Origin of the sequence: Algibacter agarivorans (assembly GCF_039543245.1) — a bacterium.
Classification (GTDB): domain Bacteria; phylum Bacteroidota; class Bacteroidia; order Flavobacteriales; family Flavobacteriaceae; genus Algibacter_G; species Algibacter_G agarivorans.
Map to the genome: position 1 here is coordinate 18,772 of NZ_BAABJJ010000042.1, position 20,801 is coordinate 39,572.

Sequence of the window (20,801 nt, forward strand, 5' to 3'; positions counted from 1 at the left end):
AAGTTTAAAAATAACCGAACATAACCATGAAGTATATTCTATTAATCTTAGTTTGCTTATCCTTTAATTTTAGTCATGCTCAGCCAGATACACTTTTTATAAAAGAGAAGATACCAAAATATACGGGACCTCAATGGACTCAAAAAAATAAAGCATCATTCGATTTAAGTGAGGTCGCCTTTGTAAATTGGAATTCTGGGGGTAGTAATTCTATTTCTGGTTTATTGGGCGTAAAATCTAAGCTTAATTATAAAGACAAGTATTTTAATTGGAAGAATAATGTAGAGGTTCGTTATGGTGTAAATAAACAAGAATCTAGAGAGCTTAGAAAAACCGATGATTTAATCGAGATAAATTCTAACATGGGTTTTAAGCCAGATAGTCTATCTAATTGGTTTTATTCTGCGAGACTTAACTTCAGAACTCAGTTAACAAATGGGTATAACTATCCAAATAAAGACACTCCTATTTCTAGATTGCTTGCACCTGGGTATTTGTTTTTTGGTGGCGGTATGGAATATGGGAAAAACATTGATAGGCTGTCTTTTTATTTTTCGCCATTAACCCTAAAGGCCACTTTTGTTTTAGATGAAGATTTGGCTAACGCTGGTTCTTTCGGTGTTGCTCCAGCGGTTTTAGATACTAATGGAAATGTAATTATCCCTGGTGAAAAAATAAGAACAGAAGTAGGTGTTTTGGTGACCAACAGCTATGAAATGGAATTAGCAGAAAACATTAATGTAAAAAATCAAGTGAGTCTGTATTCAGATTATGTAAACAACTTTGGAAATTTAGACTTAGACTGGAGATTAGATTTCGATTTTAAAGTAAACAGTTTTGTTAGGGCAACCTTAGGCTCTCATTTAAGATATGATGATGATGTTAAAACAATTAAACCATCAGAAATTGAAGGCGAGTTTGATGAGGCTGGCGCCAAAGTGCAATGGAAACAGTTTTTAGGCGTTGGTGTTGCTGTAGACTTCTGAAAAAAAAATAACTTCACGTTTTATTAGAGAAATTTGTTAACTTTTTTATGTTGATAAATTTTTAGATAATTGATTTATAGTATTTTAAGTGTATTTATTGGTAAACTTTATGATATTTGTCATGTTTTAAGTTGTATATTTATAGTTTATTTATGCTTTGTTAAATAACCTAATTATACCTAAAAATACGAATTCACTAATGATTACAGAACTTGCCCAAAAAAACCTCAAAACTTACACGCAAGACGAAGCTTTTAAAGCGGCGTTGAAATATTTTAAAAATGATGACCTTGCCGCTCGTGTATGGCTAAATAAATACGCGCTAAAAGACTCTCAAGGAAATATATATGAGTTAACACCAAACGATATGCATCGACGTATTGCTAAAGAACTGGCAAGTGTTGAGACTAAATATGCAAACCCGTTATCTGAAGAAGATATATTTAATTTTATTAAAGATTTTAAATACATTGTGCCGCAAGGAAGCCCCATGGCAGGAATTGGTAATCCGTTTCAAATAGGTTCACTTTCTAATTGTTTTGTTATAGGTAATGATGGAGAATCAGATTCCTATGGTGGTATTATGAAAATCGACCAAGAGCAAGTGCAACTCATGAAGCGTAGAGGAGGTGTTGGGCACGATTTATCACATGTGCGTCCAAAAGGTTCCGCAGTAAAAAATTCGGCATTAACATCAACAGGGCTTGTACCGTTTATGGAGCGTTATTCTAATTCTACAAGAGAGGTTGCTCAAGATGGAAGGCGAGGCGCACTTATGTTATCCGTTTCTATTAATCATCCAGATTCAGAAGATTTTATTAATGCTAAGTTAGAGCAAGGTAAAGTTACTGGGGCAAATGTATCGGTTAGAATTGATGATGGTTTTATGAACGCTGTTAAAAGTGGGGCAAAGTACACTCAAAAATATCCTATTTTCAGTGAGAACCCTAAAGTATCTAAATCGATTGATGCCAATGCACTTTGGAAAAAAATAGTACATAACGCATGGAAATCTGCTGAACCAGGAATTTTATTTTGGGATACCATTATTAATGAATCTGTTCCGGATTGTTATGCCGATTTAGGTTACAAAACAGTGTCCACAAATCCGTGTGGAGAAATACCGTTATGCCCTTATGATTCTTGCCGATTATTAGCTATCAACTTGTTTTCTTATGTAGAAAACCCTTTTACGGATAAAGCTAGTTTCAACTTCAAATTATTTAAAAAACATATTGCGGTTGCTCAGCGTATCATGGACGATATAATCGATTTGGAACTTATAAAAATTGATAACATTATTAAAAAGATTGATGCCGATCCCGAGTTGGATGAAATAAAAGCTACGGAGCGCAACTTGTGGGTTAACATTCAGCATAAGGCAGAAGAAGGCCGTAGAACGGGTGTTGGTATAACTGCAGAAGGGGATATGTTGGCTGGTTTAGGTATTCAATATGGCAGTAAAGAAGGAAATGCTTTTTCTTTAGAAGTCCATAAAACAATTGCTATTGAAGCATATCGTGCTTCAGTAAATTTAGCAAAAGAACGTGGTGCATTTTCAATTTTTGATGCAGAACGCGAAAAAAACAACCCTTTTATTCTGCGTTTAAAAGAAGCAGATAGTAAGTTGTATTACGACATGTTAGAGCATGGTAGACGAAATATTGCATTATTAACCATTGCGCCAACAGGAACTACGAGTTTAATGACTCAAACTACTTCCGGGATTGAGCCTGTATTTATGCCTGTTTATAAGCGTAGAAGAAAAGTTAATCCTAACGATAAGGAAGTACGTGTAGATTTTGTTGATGAGGTTGGAGATTCATGGGAGGAATATGTGGTTTTTCATCATCGCTTTAAGCAATGGATGGAAGTAAACGGCATAGATAGTTCAAAAAATTTTTCACAAAGTGAAATAGATGAGTTAATTAAAAAATCGCCTTATTATAAAGCAACATCAAATGATGTAGATTGGTTAAGTAAAGTGAGCATGCAAGGCGCCATTCAAAAATGGGTAGACCATTCCATTAGTGTAACCATAAATCTTCCTAATAATGTTACAGAAGATTTAGTTGGAGATTTATATTTGAAAGCATGGGAAGTAGGCTGTAAAGGTGTTACGGTTTACAGAGATGGCTCGCGTTCAGGGGTTTTAATTTCTAACGATGATAAAAAAGAAGATAAAACTAAGGATTCGTTAACAGCATTCCCAATAAAACGCCCTCAGGTTTTAGAAGCTGATGTAGTGCGTTTTCAAAATAATAAAGAAAAATGGATTGCGTTTATAGGTTTAATTGATGATAGTCCTTATGAAGTATTTACTGGTTTAGCTGATGATGAAGATGGTATTTTAATTCCGCGTTGGGTAAATAAAGGACTAATTATAAAAAACAGAAATGAGGATGGTAGCTCACGTTACGATTTTCAATATAAAAATACTAGAGGTTATAAAACGACTATTGAAGGTTTGTCGCATAAGTTTAATCCAGAGTTTTGGAATTACGCTAAACTCTTTTCTAGTACGTTGCGTCACGGAATGCCTATTGACAAGATTGTGGATTTAATTAATAGTTTACAATTGGATAGTGAATCTATAAACACATGGAAAAATGGTGTTGTACGTGCCCTAAAACGTTACGTGGCAGATGGAACAAAGGCAAAAGGACAAGCATGCGATAATTGTAAATCTGAAAATTTAATATACCAAGAAGGTTGCCTAACATGTAAAGATTGTGGTTCTTCTAAGTGCGGTTAATTGAAAAAGAATTCCTCTAGAATCCATTTTGAGGTTTCTGATGAAATTGTTATTCCTGTGAAGGCGGGGGTCTAAAGTTAGTTAGTTTGAAAAAGAAGCCAGTTGGCTTCCTTTTCCTTTTTGGTAATTTCAATTGGTCAATGGTTTTAGATAAACTCCTTTAGAATCAGGAGAAACGGAATGCTTATAACCAAGTCAATGATAAATATATAGGAAAACAACTTTAAAGTTGAAATGCCTAAGTTTTTATATAAAATAAGCTTTCGTTTGGCATGCGTTTCATTTAGCAAATACCATAAAAAAACAACCAAAAATAGCTTAACGATGAGTACGGGGATCATGTCGTGTTTAAAAAAAGAAAGCAACATATTTATTCCAAAGGACCATAAAATAAATGGTCTGTAAAAAATGAATATGGAAAATAATTGATGCATAGTAAGTATGATAACGCCATTTGTTAAAGAATATTTTTGATTTTTAGCTATTACGGTACTTCGTAATCATTAAAAATTCATAAATTATCGTATTTTTGATTCCCAATTAAAAAGGCAGATGTTAGAGAAGTTACAAATAGTAAAACAACGTTTTGATGAGGTTAGCGATTTAATTATCCAACCCGATATTATTACCGACCAAAAGCGTTATGTTGCATTAAATAAAGAATATAAAGACTTGCGAATTCTTATGGATAAGCGAGAATTATACCTAGAGTTTACTAATAATTTAGCTGAAGCTGAAGAAATAATTGCAGATGGTAGTGATGCCGAAATGGTTGAAATGGCTAAAATGCAATATGATGAAGCTAAAGAAGGAATTCCTAAATTAGAAGAAGAAATAAAAATGCTTTTAATTCCTAAAGACCCTGAAGATTCTAAAAATGCCGTAGTAGAATTACGTGCAGGAACTGGTGGTGATGAAGCTAGTATTTTTGCTGGCGATTTGTTTAGAATGTACACTAAATATTGTGAAAGTAGGGGCTGGAAAGTAGATACTATAGATTTTAGTGAAGGGACTAATGGAGGTTTTAAAGAAATTCAGTTTGAAGTTACAGGAGAAGATGTTTACGGAACTTTAAAATTTGAAGCAGGTGTACACCGTGTACAACGTGTACCACAAACTGAAACACAAGGTCGTGTGCATACAAGTGCAGCAACGGTAATGGTGTTTCCAGAAGCCGAAGAGTTTGATGTGGAGATTAACCCAAAAGATGTGCGTATTGATTTTTTCTGTTCGTCTGGTCCAGGAGGACAATCTGTAAATACGACATATTCTGCGGTGCGTTTAACGCATATTCCAACGGGGTTGGTGGCACAATGTCAAGATCAAAAATCTCAACATAAAAATAAAGAGAAAGCTTTTAAAGTATTACGTTCAAGATTGTATGATTTGGAGTTGGCGAAAAAACTAGAAGAAGATGCCGCTTTACGTGGCACCATGGTAACAAGTGGGGATAGAAGTGCTAAAATTAGAACCTATAACTATTCTCAGGGGCGTGTTACAGATCATAGAATAGGTCTGACACTATACGATTTATCAAACATTGTAAATGGTGATATTCAAAGAATTATAGATGAATTACAATTAGCCGATAATACTGAGAAGTTAAAGGCTAATACCGATGTGATTTAAAAACAGCCGAGAATTCACGAATATTTTTAGTTTGTCGTTCCTGCGAAGGCAGGAATCAACAAGGGAGTTATTTGGTTTAAATTTAAAAAATGACCCTCATAGAATAAATGGGAATAATAAAATATATTAAGTGACAACACAAGAGTTAGTAAATCAAATCAAACAAAAAAAATCCTTTCTATGCATTGGATTGGATGTCGATTTAAACAAAATCCCAAAACATCTTTTAAAAGAAGAAGATCCAATTTTTGCTTTTAATAAAGCTATAATTGATGCTACACACCATCTCTGCGTGGCTTACAAACCTAATACCGCATTTTACGAAGCATATGGTATAAAGGGGTGGAAAGCTCTAGAAAAAACCATCAAATATTTAAACAAAAACCATCCAGAAATTTTCACCATTGCTGATGCTAAACGTGGAGATATAGGTAACACAAGCACCATGTACGCTACCGCTTTTTTTGAGGATTTAGCGTTCGATTCTGTTACTGTTGCACCTTATATGGGAAAAGATTCTGTAGAGCCATTTTTATCTTTTGAAGATAAGCATACCATTATGTTGGCCTTAACATCTAATCAAGGTGCGTTTGATTTTCAAACAATACTGGTAGACGGAAAAGAACTATACAAACAGGTATTAGAAACTTCAAAATCTTGGAAAAATTCCAAAAACCTTATGTATGTTGTTGGTGCAACTAAAGCTGAATATTTTGCTGATATCAGAAGCATAATTCCAGATAGTTTTTTATTAGTACCTGGAGTTGGAGCACAAGGTGGTAATTTACAAGACGTTTGTAAATATGGGATGACGGATGCTGTTGGTCTGCTTATTAATTCTTCAAGAGGTATCATTTATGCTTCTAACAAAGAAGATTTTGCTCAAACGGCTGCATTAAAAGCTGAAGAACTTCAACGAGAAATGGCACAAATCTTGAGTGATCAGTCTTAATTGTGTCCGAGTAAAACTGGAAACCATAACAGCTACTGTTTAAAGAAATATATAAAAATGAACTACAATAATTTTACCCCAATGCCATTATTGCATTGGTTGATGGGGAATTCTTTTCTTGGTATGGCTCCAAGCTTACAAAAGCATTCAAATATTTTAAGAAGCTTCGTTTAGATCTTCAGAATAATCAATCTTGGTAGTGTCATCTACAAAGTTTGCAATCCTATTTTCTATTTCTTTTAAGCTAATTAATTTACTTAGGTTGGGTTTTATTTTACCAACTTTACAAAATTGTGTACTCATGACGTTCTTTAGTTTATATAAAGTACGGGTAAATACCTCATTTAGATGTTGTTAAAACGTTAAAGAATTATTAAATTTTATACAGCGGATTTGTTTTGCTCTCTATAAAGATATTTTAATCGATTAAGCTTGTTAAGAAGTTTAATGGCTCTGTATTCAGAAATGTCGCTTAAGGCAGAATCTGTTTGACGAAAATTATAAGCTTGCTCAACAAGTATTTTGTACTGCTTATTAAGTTGGTCTTGGCGAGTGTTTATTTCGTCAATTCGATTCATTTAGTATTTGATTAACAAGTACTTAAAGATACATTTTTTTTACAGATAAGCAATAAAAACAGGTGTAATTTATTTGCTATTTAAAACCTGTAATAGTAATCTTATGTTAAATGCTTCGTTGGTTTTATCAGCCAGATTTGGGTAGATTGTATAAAAAAACCGAATATTTAACATTCGGCTTTATAAGTTTTAGTTGTTTTATTTTTAGTCTTGCAAAGCAAAAACTTTCCTCAGCAAATCAGTTGTTCTTGATGAAAGTTTTGTACGTATCTCAAGTTCTTCAACAGCAATCATAGTATAAACCCCTTTTAAAGCTTGACCAGTTACATAATCGGTTAAATCTGGATTTACATTATTTGTAAAAGGAATGCTATTGTATTTGTTTATTAAATTATTCCATATAGTATCTGCGCCTACTTTACTAAATGAATTTTTAATAACAGGATTAAACTTATCATAAAGTGCTGTTTGCGTTTTAGAAGTTAAATACTGTGTTGCAGCATCGTTATTACCAAGTAAAATGTTTTTTGCATCGTCAAACGTAATACCTTTAACGGCATCAATAAATATAGGTGTTGCTTCTTTTATAGCATCTTCAGCAGCTCTATTTAATACTTTTAAGCCTTCATCAGCCAAATTGCTTAAGCCAATATCTCTTAAGGCTTTATCGACTTTTTGAAGCTCTTCTGGTAATAAAATTTTAACCAATTCATTTTTAAAAAAACCATCGGTTTGAGTAAGCTTGGTTACTTGTTTATCTATACCTAAGTCTAAGGCTTGTCTTAATCCAGAGGCGATTTCTGCATTGCCAAGTGCACCGCCGCCTTGTGGTAATTGGTTAACAACTTGCTGTAATTCAGCACAGGCCGTTACATTTAATATTAAGAGAATAGCTAAAAAATTACGTATCATGATTTTGGGTTTTATGTTTATTTAAAGCATTATTATTAAAATCTAGTTTGTGAATAGAATTATTGGTATTGTCTCAAGACTTCAACAACATAAGATATAATCCTCTTTAAGACACAAAAATAAATATATAGTCACTTTTTATAGAATTAAAAGGAATATATATCATAGCTTACTTTTCTAGGAAAAAATAACGGTCTTATTATTAAAAACCATTACTTTTCTATTAGCGTGCAGTTTAACTGCATTGGCAAGAACAATTTTTTCTAAATCACGGCCTTTGGTTATTAAATCTTCAATGGCATGCGCATGCGTTACACGAGTAACATCTTGTTCAATAATTGGGCCTGCATCTAACTCTTCTGTAACATAATGACTAGTAGCTCCAATAATTTTTACACCTCGTTTATAGGCAGAATGATAAGGCTTTGCACCGACAAAGGCAGGTAGAAAAGAGTGATGGATATTGATTATCTTATTAGTATATTTATCAATTAATTTTCCTGAAACAATTTGCATATAACGTGCTAAAACTATAAAATCGATTTTGTGTTTTTCTAATAATTCCAGTTGTTTGTTTTCTGCTTCTTCTTTCGTGTCTTTAGTAACTGGAACATGATAAAAAGGAATTTTGAAATTATCTGCAATCGATTTTAAATCAAGATGGTTACTAATTATAAAAGGAATTTCTAAGTTAAGCTCTCCAGAATTATAACGTCCTAATAAATCATATAGGCAATGGTCATATTTAGAAATAAACAATGCCATTTTTGGTTTTTTATCAGAAGAATAAATGCGCCATTTCATTTGAAATTTTTCAGCCAAATCACTTTTAAAAGAATTCTTGAAGTTATCGGTAGAAAAAGATTCAGAAATAAATTCACTTTCTAAACGCATAAAAAAGATATCCTGTTCCCTGTCAACATGCTGGTCTATATAAACTATATTTCCGCCTTCTTGAGCAATAAAATTAGTTACGGATGCTATAATTTTAGAACGATCTTTACAATGTATTAAAATGGTGATTTTATTCATGAAATTTTATTCTTTAGATGCTAAAATTAGTTTAAAAAAACATAAGATATAATATGTATTATAATTTTAGATAATTTTACGTAATCCATTTATTTTTTTGAATATTTCGTAAATTGCGATACTAAAATCCAAGAATCTTTACGAATGAACCAAGAAATACCTTATAAGCCAAAACATAAAGTACGCATAGTTACAGCGGCCTCACTTTTTGATGGACATGATGCATCTATAAATATTATGCGACGTATTATTCAAGCTACAGGTGTAGAAGTAATCCATTTAGGGCATGATAGAAGTGTTGAAGAGGTTGTAAATACAGCGATTCAAGAAGATGTTAATGCTATTTGTTTGACCTCATATCAAGGTGGGCACAACGAATATTTTAAATATATGTATGACCTTTTAAAAGAAAAGGGAGCAGAGCATATTAAGATTTTTGGCGGTGGCGGTGGCGTTATTTTGCCTTCGGAAATAAAAGAATTGATGGATTATGGTATTTCACGTATTTATTCTCCAGATGATGGTCGTGAAATGGGATTGCAAGGGATGGTTAACGATTTGGTGAAAAAGGCCGAAGCCCCTCTTAATCTCCCCAAAGGGGAGAAACTACAAACTGGAAAAGTTTGTAATGAAGATGACTCTTGGTTGTTAGAGATGGGAAAAGAAAAGGTTATAGAAAGCTTAAAAATTAAAGACGTAAAAACCATTGCGCGTTTAATTTCCCTTGCTGAAAATAATCACGAAGCTTTCGAAAGTCTTTTTACTCAGCAGAGTAAGAGTTCCTCCCCTTTGGGGAGGCTAGGTGGGGCTCCGGTTTTAGGAATTACAGGAACAGGAGGTGCAGGGAAATCGTCTTTAGTTGATGAATTAGTTAGACGATTTTTAATTGATTTTCCTGAAAAAACAGTTGGGATTATTTCGGTTGATCCTTCTAAACGAAAAACAGGTGGCGCTTTATTAGGAGATAGAATTAGAATGAATGCTATTAATTCTCCTAGAGTTTATATGCGCAGTTTAGCAACACGACAATCTAATTTAGCATTGTCTAAATATGTAAATGAAGCCGTTGAAGTTTTAAAAGCTGCGGAATTTGACTTAATTATTTTGGAAACTTCAGGGATTGGTCAATCTGATACAGAAATTATTGAACATTCTGATGTGTCTTTATATGTCATGACACCCGAATTTGGAGCTGCCACACAATTGGAAAAAATCGATATGCTAGATTTTGCTGATTTGGTGGCTATTAATAAATTCGACAAACGGGGTGCTCTTGATGCTTTACGCGATGTAAAAAAACAATACATGCGTAACAATAATCTTTGGGATATTCCTCAAGATGAATTACCCGTTTATGGAACGATTGCGTCTCAGTTTAACGACCCTGGAATGAATACGCTTTATAAAGCGGTTATAGATATGTTAGTTGAAAAAGCAGAAGCGGATTTAAAATCTACGTTCATCATTTCAAATGAAATGAGCGAGAAAATTTTCGTGATTCCGCCTTCAAGAACTCGGTATTTATCAGAAATAGCAGAAAGTAATCGCGCGTACGATAAAAAAGCTATTCAGCAAGTCGAGGTTGCCCAAAAGCTTTATGGTATATTTAAAACATTAGAATCTGTTGTTGGTTATTCACCAGAATTAGATAAATCAGGAATTGACTCTGAATCTGTAAATTCTTCAAATAATAAGGATTTTGTTAAGCTTCTTATTGCAGAATTCGACCGAGTAAAACTAAATTTAGATCCGCATAATTGGGAAATAATAACGGGTTGGGACGAGAAAGTTAATAAGTACAAAAGCCCAATTTATGCTTTCAAGGTAAGAGATAAAGAAATTAAATTAGAAACCCAAACCGAATCATTATCACATACAAAAATACCTAAAGTAGCTTTGCCAAAATATCAAGCATGGGGGGATGTTTTAGGATGGTGCTTACAAGAAAATGTTCCAGGAGAATTTCCATATACATCTGGATTATATCCTTTTAAAAGAACAGGAGAAGATCCAGCAAGAATGTTTGCAGGTGAAGGTGGGCCAGAGCGTACCAATAGACGTTTTCATTATGTAAGTGCAGGTTTACCTGCTAAACGTTTATCTACAGCTTTTGATAGTGTGACGCTATATGGTAACGACCCAGATTATCGTCCAGATATTTACGGGAAAATAGGTAATGCAGGCGTTTCTATTTGCTGTTTAGATGATGCTAAAAAACTATATTCTGGTTTTAATTTAGCAGATGTTATGACCTCGGTGAGTATGACCATTAATGGACCAGCACCCATGTTGTTAGGCTTTTTTATGAACGCAGCCATTGATCAACAATGCGAAATTTATATCAAAGAAAATGGCTTAGAAAAAAAAGTTGAATCGAAAATAGCTAAGATTTATAAAGACAAAGAACGACCAAAATATAATGGTAAACTACCCGAAGGAAATAATGGTTTAGGCTTAATGCTTTTGGGAGTAACAGGAAATCAGGTGTTGCCTGAAGCTATTTATCAAGATATTAAAACTAAAACCATTGCTCAAGTTCGGGGTACCGTTCAAGCCGATATTTTAAAAGAAGATCAAGCACAAAACACCTGTATTTTTTCTACAGAATTTGCCTTGCGCCTTATGGGTGATGTTCAAGAATATTTCATAGAAAATAATGTGCGTAACTTCTATTCGGTTTCTATTTCTGGGTATCATATAGCAGAAGCCGGTGCTAATCCAATCACTCAGCTAGCTTTAACGCTATCTAATGGATTTACTTACGTGGAATATTATTTAAGTCGAGGTATGGATATTAATAAGTTTGGTCCAAACTTGTCGTTTTTCTTCTCAAATGGTGTTGATCCAGAATATGCTGTAATTGGTCGTGTTGCTCGTAAAATATGGGCAAAAGCCATGAAGCATAAGTATGGTGCTAACCCAAGAGCACAAATGTTGAAGTATCATATTCAAACCTCTGGACGCAGTTTACATGCCCAAGAAATTGATTTTAATGATATTAGAACTACGCTTCAAGCGCTTTATGCTATTTACGATAACTGTAACTCCTTACATACCAATGCGTATGATGAAGCAATAACAACACCAACAGAAGAATCTGTACGTCGTGCTATGGCTATACAATTAATCATTAATAAAGAATTGGGATTAGCTAAAAATGAAAATCCTATACAAGGTTCTTTTATTATTGAAGAATTAACCGATTTGGTAGAAGATGCAGTGCTGTTAGAATTTGATAGAATTACCGAACGCGGCGGCGTTTTAGGAGCCATGGAAACCATGTATCAAAGATCTAAAATTCAAGAAGAAAGTTTGTATTACGAGACATTGAAGCATAACGGTAAATTTCCTATTATTGGTGTGAATACGTTTTTAAGCAGTAAAGGGTCTCCAACGGTATTACCTGCAGAAGTTATTCGGGCTACTGGGGAAGAAAAACAATTTCAAATTAAAACTTTAGAAAACCTTCATAAAATAAATGATACGGAAGCATTATTGAAAGAACTTCAACATAAAGCCATAAATAATGAGAATATTTTTGAAGCTTTAATGGAAGCCTGTAAGGTGTGTTCTTTAGGTGAAATTACAAAGGCGCTATTTGAAGTAGGAGGGCAGTATAGAAGAAATATGTAAGCAGAGAACCACTTTTTGTTTTTACAAAAAGTGTGTGAATCGCTTATCCCGAGCTTAGACTCGGGATCTTTAAATGAAAGTAAAACGTATTAAGAACCACTTTTTGTTTTTACAAAAAGTGTGTGAATCGCTTATCCCGAGCTTAGAATCGGGATCTTTAAATGAAAGTAAAACGTATTAAGAACCACTGTTTGTTTTTATTTTAAATCAACGCAACGCAACCATTTTTTGTATTCACCATCTAGTAATAAATATTAAAACCTACAAAAATGAAAAATTCCATCTTAATTCTGTTAGCCTTACTTTTAATCAATTGTACGTCTGATGACGCTAAGCCAAAAAATGATAATCCTGAATTATTAGGTAAATGGAGGGTCATAGAGCAATTAGCAGACCCAGGAGATGGTAGTGGTACTTTTCAGCCTATAAACAGTAACAGAACAGTAGAGTTTTTTAGTAATGGAACGGTTACCGCTAGTGGTACATTATGTTTTATGGGTACAGAAAACAACTCTGGTTCTGGAACTTTTGTACTTGATTCTGAAAGTGGATTAAATGGGGGAGAAATTACGCCAAATGATTGTAATTCCGATTTTTATAGAATCAGTTTTGAAATAGAATCTTCAAATTTAATATTGTGGTATCCTTGTATTGAAGGTTGTGGTGAAAAGTTTGTGAAAATTTTATAAGAACTTTACAAAGTTAACATCCAAGATCTCTGGAGTTTTCTAAACTTTTTTAATTCACTACGTAAAACAGGCAAGAAATCTTTTCCGTTACTGTTAGAACGTTCCAATCTATATGAGTTTTTGTACAACTTATTTGTAAGTCGTTTAAGTGAATCAATATGTTTGTGCTTTCTATCAGAATAACGTTCTAGTTCTGCATTTACAATTTCAGGAACTAAAGATACAGATTGTTGCACAATATCACCTGAAAAATAGATGTTGTTGTCTTCAGAACCATCTAATTTTAAGTTAGATAGGTCGTGGTTTAGGTACGTAGAGATGTTTTGAGATAAAGCGAAAATCTCTAAGGCTTTTTGATAAACCGGTAATTCCGATAGGTTTGATGGGGTATTCGATAGCATAATTTTTTTCTCTAAGCAATTTCATCAAAATTAGTCACAAGAAATTATATTCAACTTTAGATTTTAAAGTAATATTGTATATTTGCTTTAGATTTTAATTTTTTATAGTTAATTTTCTTTTAAATGGATATAGATGCTCTTAATGTTAAGATTTTAAAGTGTTTACAGCAAAATGCAAGACTTTCTAATGCCGAAATTGGAAGACAAGTTGGTATAAGTTCTCCTGCGGTTTCAGAACGTATTAAAAAGATGGAAGACATGGGGGTTATTGAAGGCTATAAAACCATCGTATCTCCATTTGAAATAGGTTATCAGCTAAAAGCAATTATTACATTGCGGGCCTTTATGGGGAAATTGAAACCTTTTTTGGATAAAGTAAAAACCTATGATGAAGTGATTAATTGTTACCGAATTACTGGTGATGAAAATATTGTTATGGAAGTGGTTTTAAAAAATCAAAAACATCTTGAAGCTTTTATAGATCAGCTTATTAGTTATGGTGAATCAAAAACACAAATTGTTTTGTCTCGTGTTGTTAAGCAAAAGGAAGTGATACCTATAAAATAGGTTTAGTCAATGCGCCAAGGCGGATTTTTTCTGTTTTTACCAGCATGATATAATATAATGTTATTTCCATCTGGGTCTTGCAAATGGGCTTCGCGCCACAACCACATTTTATCTTCAGGTAATTGTTTGAAAGTAATATCTTTTTTTAGAAGGCTAGAAACCCAGTCATCTAAATTTTCGTCTTCAAAATAAATAGAAATACCAGTCTCGTTTGGCAATTTATCAACTTGATGAATGGAAAATGTAGCATCACCATCAGGGCATTCAAACCTAACATACCTTGGACTGGCATCTACAATAAGGAGCAACCCCAAGGTTTTGTAAAATTCAACCGCTTTTTTAACATCTAAAGACGGAATTGTTATTTGATTTAAATTCATATTCTTTTCTTTTTAGTTTCCCTCGCGATAACTATCGGTTTTATGGAAATGCCTAATAAATTTGAAAAACTAAAACCTCAATATTTTGTTTTGAGGCGTTTTTTTCGATTTAAATATTGACTCAAAATAAATAATAAAAATACACAAAGTGCAGCTAGTATAGTTATAAAAAGCCATGTGTTATTAAAACCAAAACTATCTACCATTCGCATACCTGCATTGTGCCCGAAAATATGGGCCACAGAAAATGCAATGGAATATAATGCCATATACTCGCCTTGGTTTCCTTTTTTTGCTCTATCCATAGCAAAAGCGTTAGAAAACGGAAAAGCTATCATTTCTCCAAAAGTCATTAATAGCATCCCGATTACTAAAACACCTATCCAATCGGTCATAATTAATATGAGAAAACTCAAACCTGTAAGTATAGCACCAAATAGCATTAATCCAGATTTAGTAAACGTTGTGTTTTCTAGCCATTTAATTAAAGGCATTTCTAATGCGAAAATGATAAAACCATTCATTCCTAAAAGGATGCCTATTTCTAATTCGGTTAAAGCATGTACATCTTTATAGTATAAAGGCATCGTAGAGAAGTATTGTAAGAACACTACTCCAAAAATCATCATGGCCATTAAAAATATTAAGAATGCCTTATCATGATAAGCTGATTTTGGGTTTTCAGTTTTTACATCATCTAATGTTTTAGTCGTTTTTGGATTCAAAACATTAATAAGAACCAAAGTCGCAATGATACATGTAATACCATCAACCCAAAATAACCCGCCGTAACTAAGTGTGGTTATGATAATGCCGCCAATAGCTGGTCCTGCAGAAAATCCTAGATTTATGGCAAGTCTAATTAAAGTTACCGACCGTGTTTTGTTTTCAGGTTTGCTGTATGCACTCAGCGCTACAAACATGGCTGGTCTAAACATATCAGCAACGAGCATAACTAAAAATATGCCTAGACAAAAAGACTCAAATGTTATTAAAAACTGTAGGGCAATAAATAGTATTCCAGTAGTTAATAGGCTAAATGTCATAACTTTATAGTAGCCTATTTTGTCTGTAAGTTTTCCGCCTAACCAGGAACCAATTACAGAACCCAATCCAAAGGCACTCATAATCCAACCCACATCACTCAATGTAAAATTAAGGCTCTTGGTTAGGTATAATGATAAAAATGGAATCACCATAGTGCCAGCTCTATTTATTAAAGTGATAAGAGATAGCCACCATACTTCTTGAGATAAGCCTTTAAAAGTGTTTAAGTAATTGTTGAATAGTTTTTGCATGAGTTCTGATTGTTCAAGTTTCTGTTTCTACATGTTTTGGTTTTAATAGATTCTGATATGCATCAGAATTAGTTCAACTAAATCAATTTAATGCGCTAACTTTTAAATTAATGGTTTCACTAAAAATAAAAAGTCCGACTTTACAGCCGGACTTTTACATATTGTAATATTTTATATTTATATCACCACAATACATAACAAGTCCAACTTCCTGCTCTTAAACAAGAGGTCCATTGCTTTCTATAAATTGTGACGTTACTGCGCATTTTTAGTTTTTTAATTGTCCAAAGCTATACAAAATAAATGTAAGTTGTATTTTTGAAATGAAAATTTTTTAAAATGAAGAATGTATTCATACTGTTATTATTCATTGCATCATTAAGTTGTGCTCAAAAAAAACGTCCCATAAAAGGAGAAACTAAATTTCAAAAAGAATTAAATGCAGAATATAAAGATGCAACCAAATCGCCATTAAAAGATAAAGACAGAAAGGTATTTGAGGGCTTAGATTTTTTTAAGTTTGATTCTACTTATGTTATAAAAGCCGAATTGAAAAGAACATCAAACGCTAAATGGTTTAATATGAAAACAACCACAGATAGAATATCTAAGGAACGTGTTTTTGGAATTTTAACGTTTGAATTGAAAGGAGAAAAGCATCAATTAAATATTTATCAAGGAAAAGATTTAATGCAAAAAGAAGGCTATGAAAACTATTTGTTTTTACCTTTTTTAGATGAAACCAACGGATTGGAAAGTTATGGTGGCGGACGTTACATTGATGCTAGAATCCCTGAAACCGATACCATGATTATTGATTTTAATACGGCCTATAATCCTTACTGTGCTTATAATGATAAATATTCTTGCCCAATAGTACCAAGGAAAAATTATTTAAAAACTAGAGTAGAGGCTGGGGTGAAGGCTTTTGAGAAGCATTAGTTGAATTGTTGAACGAAGTCAGCTAGTTTTTCTGATAAAGTCAAGTTTCACTTCACCAAATACATCCCAGCAAAAACAGCCAAAAACCCAATTACAAAACTTGCAATGGTATAAACAGCAAAACTGGTAAAATCGCCAGATTTTAAAAACACATGATTTTCATAAGCAAAGGTTGAAAAGGTTGTAAATCCACCACAAAATCCGGTAGCTAAAAGCAAGGTTTGATTTTGCGAAAGTGTATCATTTTTAGCAGCTAAACCAAGTATAACACCAATAAGTAAACTTCCTATAATATTAGCAGCAAACGTACCATAAGGCATACCATTTTCGGCACTATTAAGATATTTTCCAATAATATAACGTAATACGCTACCAAAACCACCACCTAAAAAAACCAGTAAAATTTGTTTCATTTATTTAAAAATTAAAGAGCTTCAATATTTAGTATTGGATTTAAATTATAAATGCACATATGGGTTTATTTTATGGCAATGTAGATTTCTGTAATCAAATCGGCAGGATTAGGAGTTTCCATTGGGTCTGTAAGATATATTTCTAAGGTAGATCCATTTTCTTCAGGCATTAAGCTATTTTCTGAAATATACTTCATAGCCGTTTCCCAAGCTTCTTTTAAATTAACGTAGTTACCTTTTAAAGTCGTTTTAATAGCTTTAAAGGGTTTTAATTGTCCTGTTAAAATATCAGGTTCGGAAGAAATTACTTTTTCAGTAGTAGGGACACAGCAGGAAAACATAACCGCATTGTTTTCTTCATCCCATTTATGGTAAATTGTAAAAGGTGCACCGGCCATTTTTATTTTGTTGTTCATGGCATACCTGCCAACTTTAGGCATCATTTCTTGCATTTTGTTTGCCAAATCAGATATTTTCCATGAGGCTGTATTATAAATATAGTAGCCTCCACCGTGTTGTGTGATACCATCTACATTTACACTATATCTTTTCATGTCGGCAATAACAATACTATCTAACTTTTCCAGGCTGCGCTCGTAATGTGGTCCAATTTGTTTTTCCATTCCTCCCATTAAAGTAGCGAATGCTTTAAAGCCAAATGGTAAATCCTTACCAGAAATAGTCCAAGTAGCATCCGTTGTGCCATCTTCATTTGGCTTAAAATCCCATGACACATTAGAAGCAGGGAAATCGGCAAATTGCATTTGTTGCTGGATTGTTTTATTAGGAACGGCTTCAATAGTTTTCATGGTCCCAACACCATCTTTGTCTTCCCAAGAATAAGACCCATTAATACCTGAGGTTTGTTCTGGCAATGTTATTTTCATATCTGGGTTCGCTTCAACCCAAGACGACCAAGAGGCCCAATTTTTAAAATCAATGACGTTATTATATATAACCGGAGCAGGCGCTTTAATGGTACGCGTTCTAGTAACTTCAAACGAGTTGGGCTGTACAGCAATATAGATAGCCATACCAATAATAGCAATAAGCAATAAGAATAAAATATATTTAAATGCTTTCATCTGTTTAGTTTTAACTTTTTTGAAAAATTTAACAAATCAAATATAGGAATTTTTCAATTTCGATTAATAAATTATTACATTTGTTGTCTTAAAAATAAATTTTTAGTAGTTAAAAGTTGATTTTTTAAATGAATCAATAATTAATTGGTTGAAAAAGATAGTTTTTTATACGATAAAAAAATAATATTTAATAAAATGAAACTAAAGTCAATATTAAATTTGGTGTTAATCAGCACCATTTTATTATCATGTGGTCATGATAAATCTGAAAAAAAGATTGAGGAAATGGCCTCAAAAGAGACTTCTGGGTTTAATTATAATGTTGAGCAATTTGCTGATGTTAAAATTCTTAGATATCAAATCCCAGGATGGGAAGCGCTAACCTTGAAAGAGCAGAAGTTAGTTTACTATTTAACTCAAGCAGGATTATCTGGTAGAGATATTATGTGGGATCAGAACTACAGGCATAATCTTAAAATCAGAAAAGCACTTGAACATGTTTACGCTAACTATTCAGGAGATAAAACTTCTGATGATTGGAGTGCTTTTGAAACCTACCTAAAACGCGTTTGGTTTAGCAATGGTATTCATCATCATTATTCAAACGATAAAATAAAGCCAGTGTTTTCTTCTGATTATTTAAAGGCATTATTATCTGAAACCAAAACGGTCTTAGAAGGTGAAGCTTTCAATGTTATTTTTAATGATGTTGATTCTAAAAAAGTAAATCAAGCAAAAGATGTTGATAATGTAGCGTTATCCGCAGTTAATTTTTATGGACCAAATGTTACTAATGCTGATGCTGAAAGTTTTTATAAAACTAAGGTATCGCCCAATCCTAAAAAACCACTATCATTTGGTTTAAATTCGCAATTAGTAAAAGAGAATGGCAAGATAAAAGAGCGTGTTTATAAATCTGGAGGTTTATACGGAGAAGCTATAGACGAAATTGTTAAATGGCTCGAACTGGCAAAAGGTGTTGCAGAAAATGAAGCCCAGGGTCATGCCCTCGGGTTATTAATTGAGTACTATAAAACTGGAGATTTACAAACTTGGGATGATTATAATGTTACTTGGACAGCTGCTACGGATGGCAATATTGATTACATAAATAGTTTTATTGAAGTATATAACGACCCATTAGGGTATAGCGGGTCTTATGAAAGTATTATTCAAATCAATGATTTTGATATGTCTCAAAAAATGAAAGTTGTATCAGATAACGCCCAATGGTTCGAAGATAATTCTACATTAATGGATGCTCATAAAAAGGAGAATGTTGTGGGCGTAACTTATAAAGTGGTAAATGTTGCTGGTGAGGCTGGTGATGCTTCTCCAAGCACGCCTATTGGAGTTAATTTGCCTAACGCAAACTGGATACGCACAGCTGTTGGTAGTAAATCGGTTTCTTTAGGAAATATAATTAACGCTTCTAATAATGCTGGGAATACTGATCGTTTAAAAGAATTTGTTCATGATGATGAAGAATTATTAAATCATGAAAAACATGGAGAATTAGCCGACAAATTGGAAACCGCCTTACATGAGGTTATTGGGCATGCTTCAGGGCAATTAAACCCAGGAGTAGGGGAAACTAAAGAAACGCTTAAAAATTATGCGTCCACACTGGAAGAAGGTCGTGCCGATTTAGTAGCATTGTATTATATGTATCATCCCAAATTACAAGAATTGGGTTTAGTTGAAGATTGGGAAGCCGTTGGAAAAGCATCATATGATTCATACATTAGAAATGGCTTAATAACACAATTAATTCGATTAAATTTAGGTGATAATGTTGAAGAAGCTCATATGCGTAACAGACAATGGATATCTGCATGGGTATTTGAAAAAGGAAAACCAAGCAACATTATTGAAAAAGTAAGCAGATATGGTAAAACATATTTCAATATAAATGATTATACAAAATTACGTGAGTTATTTGGTCAATTATTAAGGGAAACACAGCGCATAAAATCTGAAGGCGATTATAAAGCAGTTGAAGCTTTAGTTGAAGGTTATGGTGTTAAAGTAGACCAAGATATTCATGGAGAAGTGTTAGAGCGAAATAAACAATTTATATCTGCACCATATACAGGTTATGTTAATCCAGTTTTAGTGGCAGAGATAAATGATGATGGAGATATAACAGGTGTAAATGTAACACAACCAAAAACATTTGTTAGTCAAATGTTAGATTACAGTAAACACTATGGTTTTTTGCCTGAAGTTAACTAGTAATTTTTAAAATATAATTAAAAAAAAACAGAATCTTTAAATTAGGGTTCTGTTTTTCTGTTTATGCTAAAGGCTAAAAGAATGCCATTTATTGTAATTAGAAGTGTAATAATTAAAAATATTCCCATGACGTCTTATTTTGAATAGATGTTTTATTATACATCTGCTAAAAATCAATAAATCATCAAAAATTATTATTTATGGATCGGTTCTTTTATTTACACTAAAAACTAATAGTATTATATTAATAACAATAAGTACACTCATAATTAGTAATATTTTCATCTCTTTTGGAATTGCTTGGTTTGTAATAG

The 20,801-nt window shown here is 33.0% G+C and carries 18 protein-coding genes; 9 read left to right on the plus strand and 9 right to left on the minus strand.

All coding sequences use genetic code 11. From position 1 onward, the window contains the following. Positions 1-26: 26 nt before the first annotated feature. From ABD935_RS14655 to pyrF, 4 genes are all read left to right on the plus strand, one after another. Positions 27-986: a DUF3078 domain-containing protein gene (locus ABD935_RS14655; RefSeq protein ID WP_345193273.1), complete on the plus strand. Its 960-nt coding sequence runs from the start codon at positions 27-29 to the stop codon at positions 984-986. 199 nt (positions 987-1,185) lie between these two features. Continuing rightward, on the plus strand, positions 1,186-3,741 hold the full coding sequence (locus ABD935_RS14660; protein ID WP_345193275.1) for an adenosylcobalamin-dependent ribonucleoside-diphosphate reductase: 2,556 nt from the start codon (positions 1,186-1,188) through the stop codon (positions 3,739-3,741). A 552-nt stretch (positions 3,742-4,293) separates the two neighbouring features. Beyond that, complete coding sequence (prfA, locus tag ABD935_RS14665; RefSeq protein WP_345193277.1) at positions 4,294-5,370, plus strand: peptide chain release factor 1; 1,077 nt, start codon at positions 4,294-4,296, stop codon at positions 5,368-5,370. Between the two features lie 130 nt (positions 5,371-5,500). Continuing rightward, complete coding sequence (gene pyrF, locus ABD935_RS14670) at positions 5,501-6,322, plus strand: orotidine-5'-phosphate decarboxylase (RefSeq protein ID WP_345193279.1); 822 nt, start codon at positions 5,501-5,503, stop codon at positions 6,320-6,322. A gap of 156 nt (positions 6,323-6,478) precedes the next feature. Here the strand turns inward: pyrF and ABD935_RS14675 are convergent, their stop codons facing one another. The 4 genes from ABD935_RS14675 to purU all read right to left on the minus strand — a co-directional run bounded on the left by ABD935_RS14675 (position 6,479) and on the right by purU (position 8,844). Further along, the gene (locus ABD935_RS14675; protein ID WP_345193281.1) at positions 6,479-6,625 is read right to left on the minus strand and encodes a hypothetical protein; all 147 of its coding nucleotides are present in this window, start codon (positions 6,623-6,625) and stop codon (positions 6,479-6,481) included. A 77-nt stretch (positions 6,626-6,702) separates the two neighbouring features. Further along, positions 6,703-6,900 carry a Lacal_2735 family protein gene (locus tag ABD935_RS14680; RefSeq protein ID WP_345193283.1) on the minus strand — a complete coding sequence of 66 codons (198 nt, stop codon included), beginning with the start codon at positions 6,898-6,900 and terminating at the stop codon, positions 6,703-6,705. A 204-nt stretch (positions 6,901-7,104) separates the two neighbouring features. Beyond that, entirely contained in the window at positions 7,105-7,812 is a 708-nt protein-coding gene (locus ABD935_RS14685; protein ID WP_345193285.1) for a DUF4197 domain-containing protein, read from the minus strand. Positions 7,813-7,989: 177 nt separating this feature from the next. Further along, on the minus strand, positions 7,990-8,844 hold the full coding sequence (gene purU / locus ABD935_RS14690) for a formyltetrahydrofolate deformylase (RefSeq protein ID WP_345193287.1): 855 nt from the start codon (positions 8,842-8,844) through the stop codon (positions 7,990-7,992). A gap of 144 nt (positions 8,845-8,988) precedes the next feature. On the opposite strand from purU, the gene ABD935_RS14695 reads away from it, so the two are divergent. Further along, positions 8,989-12,477 (plus strand): methylmalonyl-CoA mutase family protein, encoded by a 3,489-nt coding sequence (locus ABD935_RS14695; protein WP_345193289.1) that lies wholly within the window; start codon positions 8,989-8,991, stop codon positions 12,475-12,477. 269 nt (positions 12,478-12,746) lie between these two features. Next, positions 12,747-13,166, plus strand: coding sequence for a hypothetical protein (locus ABD935_RS14700; protein WP_345193291.1), 420 nt, complete (start codon positions 12,747-12,749; stop codon positions 13,164-13,166). 5 nt (positions 13,167-13,171) lie between these two features. Here the strand turns inward: ABD935_RS14700 and ABD935_RS14705 are convergent, their stop codons facing one another. Further along, positions 13,172-13,567, minus strand: coding sequence for a hypothetical protein (locus tag ABD935_RS14705; protein ID WP_345193293.1), 396 nt, complete (start codon positions 13,565-13,567; stop codon positions 13,172-13,174). A 123-nt stretch (positions 13,568-13,690) separates the two neighbouring features. Between ABD935_RS14705 and ABD935_RS14710 the strand changes: the two genes are divergently transcribed. Next, positions 13,691-14,134 carry an Lrp/AsnC family transcriptional regulator gene (locus ABD935_RS14710; RefSeq protein WP_345193295.1) on the plus strand — a complete coding sequence of 148 codons (444 nt, stop codon included), beginning with the start codon at positions 13,691-13,693 and terminating at the stop codon, positions 14,132-14,134. Between the two features lie 2 nt (positions 14,135-14,136). Here ABD935_RS14710 and ABD935_RS14715 read toward each other — a convergent pair whose 3' ends face one another. Together ABD935_RS14715 and ABD935_RS14720 are read right to left on the minus strand one after the other, a co-directional pair. Next, positions 14,137-14,514, minus strand: a complete 378-nt coding sequence (locus tag ABD935_RS14715; protein ID WP_345193297.1) for a VOC family protein — start codon at positions 14,512-14,514, stop codon at positions 14,137-14,139. Between the two features lie 77 nt (positions 14,515-14,591). Further along, positions 14,592-15,812: an MDR family MFS transporter gene (locus tag ABD935_RS14720; RefSeq protein WP_345193299.1), complete on the minus strand. Its 1,221-nt coding sequence runs from the start codon at positions 15,810-15,812 to the stop codon at positions 14,592-14,594. 339 nt (positions 15,813-16,151) lie between these two features. On the opposite strand from ABD935_RS14720, the gene ABD935_RS14725 reads away from it, so the two are divergent. Next, positions 16,152-16,754: a DUF1684 domain-containing protein gene (locus tag ABD935_RS14725; RefSeq protein WP_345193301.1), complete on the plus strand. Its 603-nt coding sequence runs from the start codon at positions 16,152-16,154 to the stop codon at positions 16,752-16,754. A gap of 47 nt (positions 16,755-16,801) precedes the next feature. On the opposite strand, the gene crcB is transcribed toward ABD935_RS14725, so the two are convergent. Together crcB and ABD935_RS14735 are read right to left on the minus strand one after the other, a co-directional pair. Continuing rightward, a complete protein-coding gene (gene crcB, locus ABD935_RS14730; protein ID WP_345193303.1) occupies positions 16,802-17,167 on the minus strand; it encodes a fluoride efflux transporter CrcB in 366 nt (121 codons plus the stop codon). A 65-nt stretch (positions 17,168-17,232) separates the two neighbouring features. Next, the gene (locus tag ABD935_RS14735; RefSeq protein ID WP_345193305.1) at positions 17,233-18,252 is read right to left on the minus strand and encodes an SRPBCC family protein; all 1,020 of its coding nucleotides are present in this window, start codon (positions 18,250-18,252) and stop codon (positions 17,233-17,235) included. Between the two features lie 195 nt (positions 18,253-18,447). Here ABD935_RS14735 and ABD935_RS14740 point away from each other — a divergent pair, with 195 nt between their 5' ends. Continuing rightward, positions 18,448-20,487 carry a dipeptidyl-peptidase 3 family protein gene (locus tag ABD935_RS14740; protein WP_345193307.1) on the plus strand — a complete coding sequence of 680 codons (2,040 nt, stop codon included), beginning with the start codon at positions 18,448-18,450 and terminating at the stop codon, positions 20,485-20,487. Positions 20,488-20,801 lie beyond the last annotated feature (314 nt).

Excerpts from the sequence above, each read along its gene's own strand:
- prfA (WP_345193277.1), top strand. The coding sequence starts at position 4,294 with ATGTTAGAGAAGTTACAAATAGTAAAACAACGTTTTGATGAGGTTAGC.
- ABD935_RS14680 (WP_345193283.1), bottom strand. The coding sequence starts at position 6,900 with ATGAATCGAATTGACGAAATAAACACTCGCCAAGACCAACTTAATAAG.
- ABD935_RS14705 (WP_345193293.1), bottom strand. The coding sequence starts at position 13,567 with ATGCTATCGAATACCCCATCAAACCTATCGGAATTACCGGTTTATCAA.
- ABD935_RS14655 (WP_345193273.1), top strand. The coding sequence starts at position 27 with ATGAAGTATATTCTATTAATCTTAGTTTGCTTATCCTTTAATTTTAGT.
- ABD935_RS14675 (WP_345193281.1), bottom strand. The coding sequence starts at position 6,625 with ATGAGTACACAATTTTGTAAAGTTGGTAAAATAAAACCCAACCTAAGT.
- ABD935_RS14740 (WP_345193307.1), top strand. The coding sequence starts at position 18,448 with ATGAAACTAAAGTCAATATTAAATTTGGTGTTAATCAGCACCATTTTA.
- purU (WP_345193287.1), bottom strand. The coding sequence starts at position 8,844 with ATGAATAAAATCACCATTTTAATACATTGTAAAGATCGTTCTAAAATT.
- ABD935_RS14725 (WP_345193301.1), top strand. The coding sequence starts at position 16,152 with ATGAAGAATGTATTCATACTGTTATTATTCATTGCATCATTAAGTTGT.
- crcB (WP_345193303.1), bottom strand. The coding sequence starts at position 17,167 with ATGAAACAAATTTTACTGGTTTTTTTAGGTGGTGGTTTTGGTAGCGTA.
- ABD935_RS14660 (WP_345193275.1), top strand. The coding sequence starts at position 1,186 with ATGATTACAGAACTTGCCCAAAAAAACCTCAAAACTTACACGCAAGAC.
- ABD935_RS14735 (WP_345193305.1), bottom strand. The coding sequence starts at position 18,252 with ATGAAAGCATTTAAATATATTTTATTCTTATTGCTTATTGCTATTATT.
- ABD935_RS14710 (WP_345193295.1), top strand. The coding sequence starts at position 13,691 with ATGGATATAGATGCTCTTAATGTTAAGATTTTAAAGTGTTTACAGCAA.
- ABD935_RS14715 (WP_345193297.1), bottom strand. The coding sequence starts at position 14,514 with ATGAATTTAAATCAAATAACAATTCCGTCTTTAGATGTTAAAAAAGCG.
- ABD935_RS14685 (WP_345193285.1), bottom strand. The coding sequence starts at position 7,812 with ATGATACGTAATTTTTTAGCTATTCTCTTAATATTAAATGTAACGGCC.
- ABD935_RS14695 (WP_345193289.1), top strand. The coding sequence starts at position 8,989 with ATGAACCAAGAAATACCTTATAAGCCAAAACATAAAGTACGCATAGTT.
- ABD935_RS14720 (WP_345193299.1), bottom strand. The coding sequence starts at position 15,812 with ATGCAAAAACTATTCAACAATTACTTAAACACTTTTAAAGGCTTATCT.
- ABD935_RS14700 (WP_345193291.1), top strand. The coding sequence starts at position 12,747 with ATGAAAAATTCCATCTTAATTCTGTTAGCCTTACTTTTAATCAATTGT.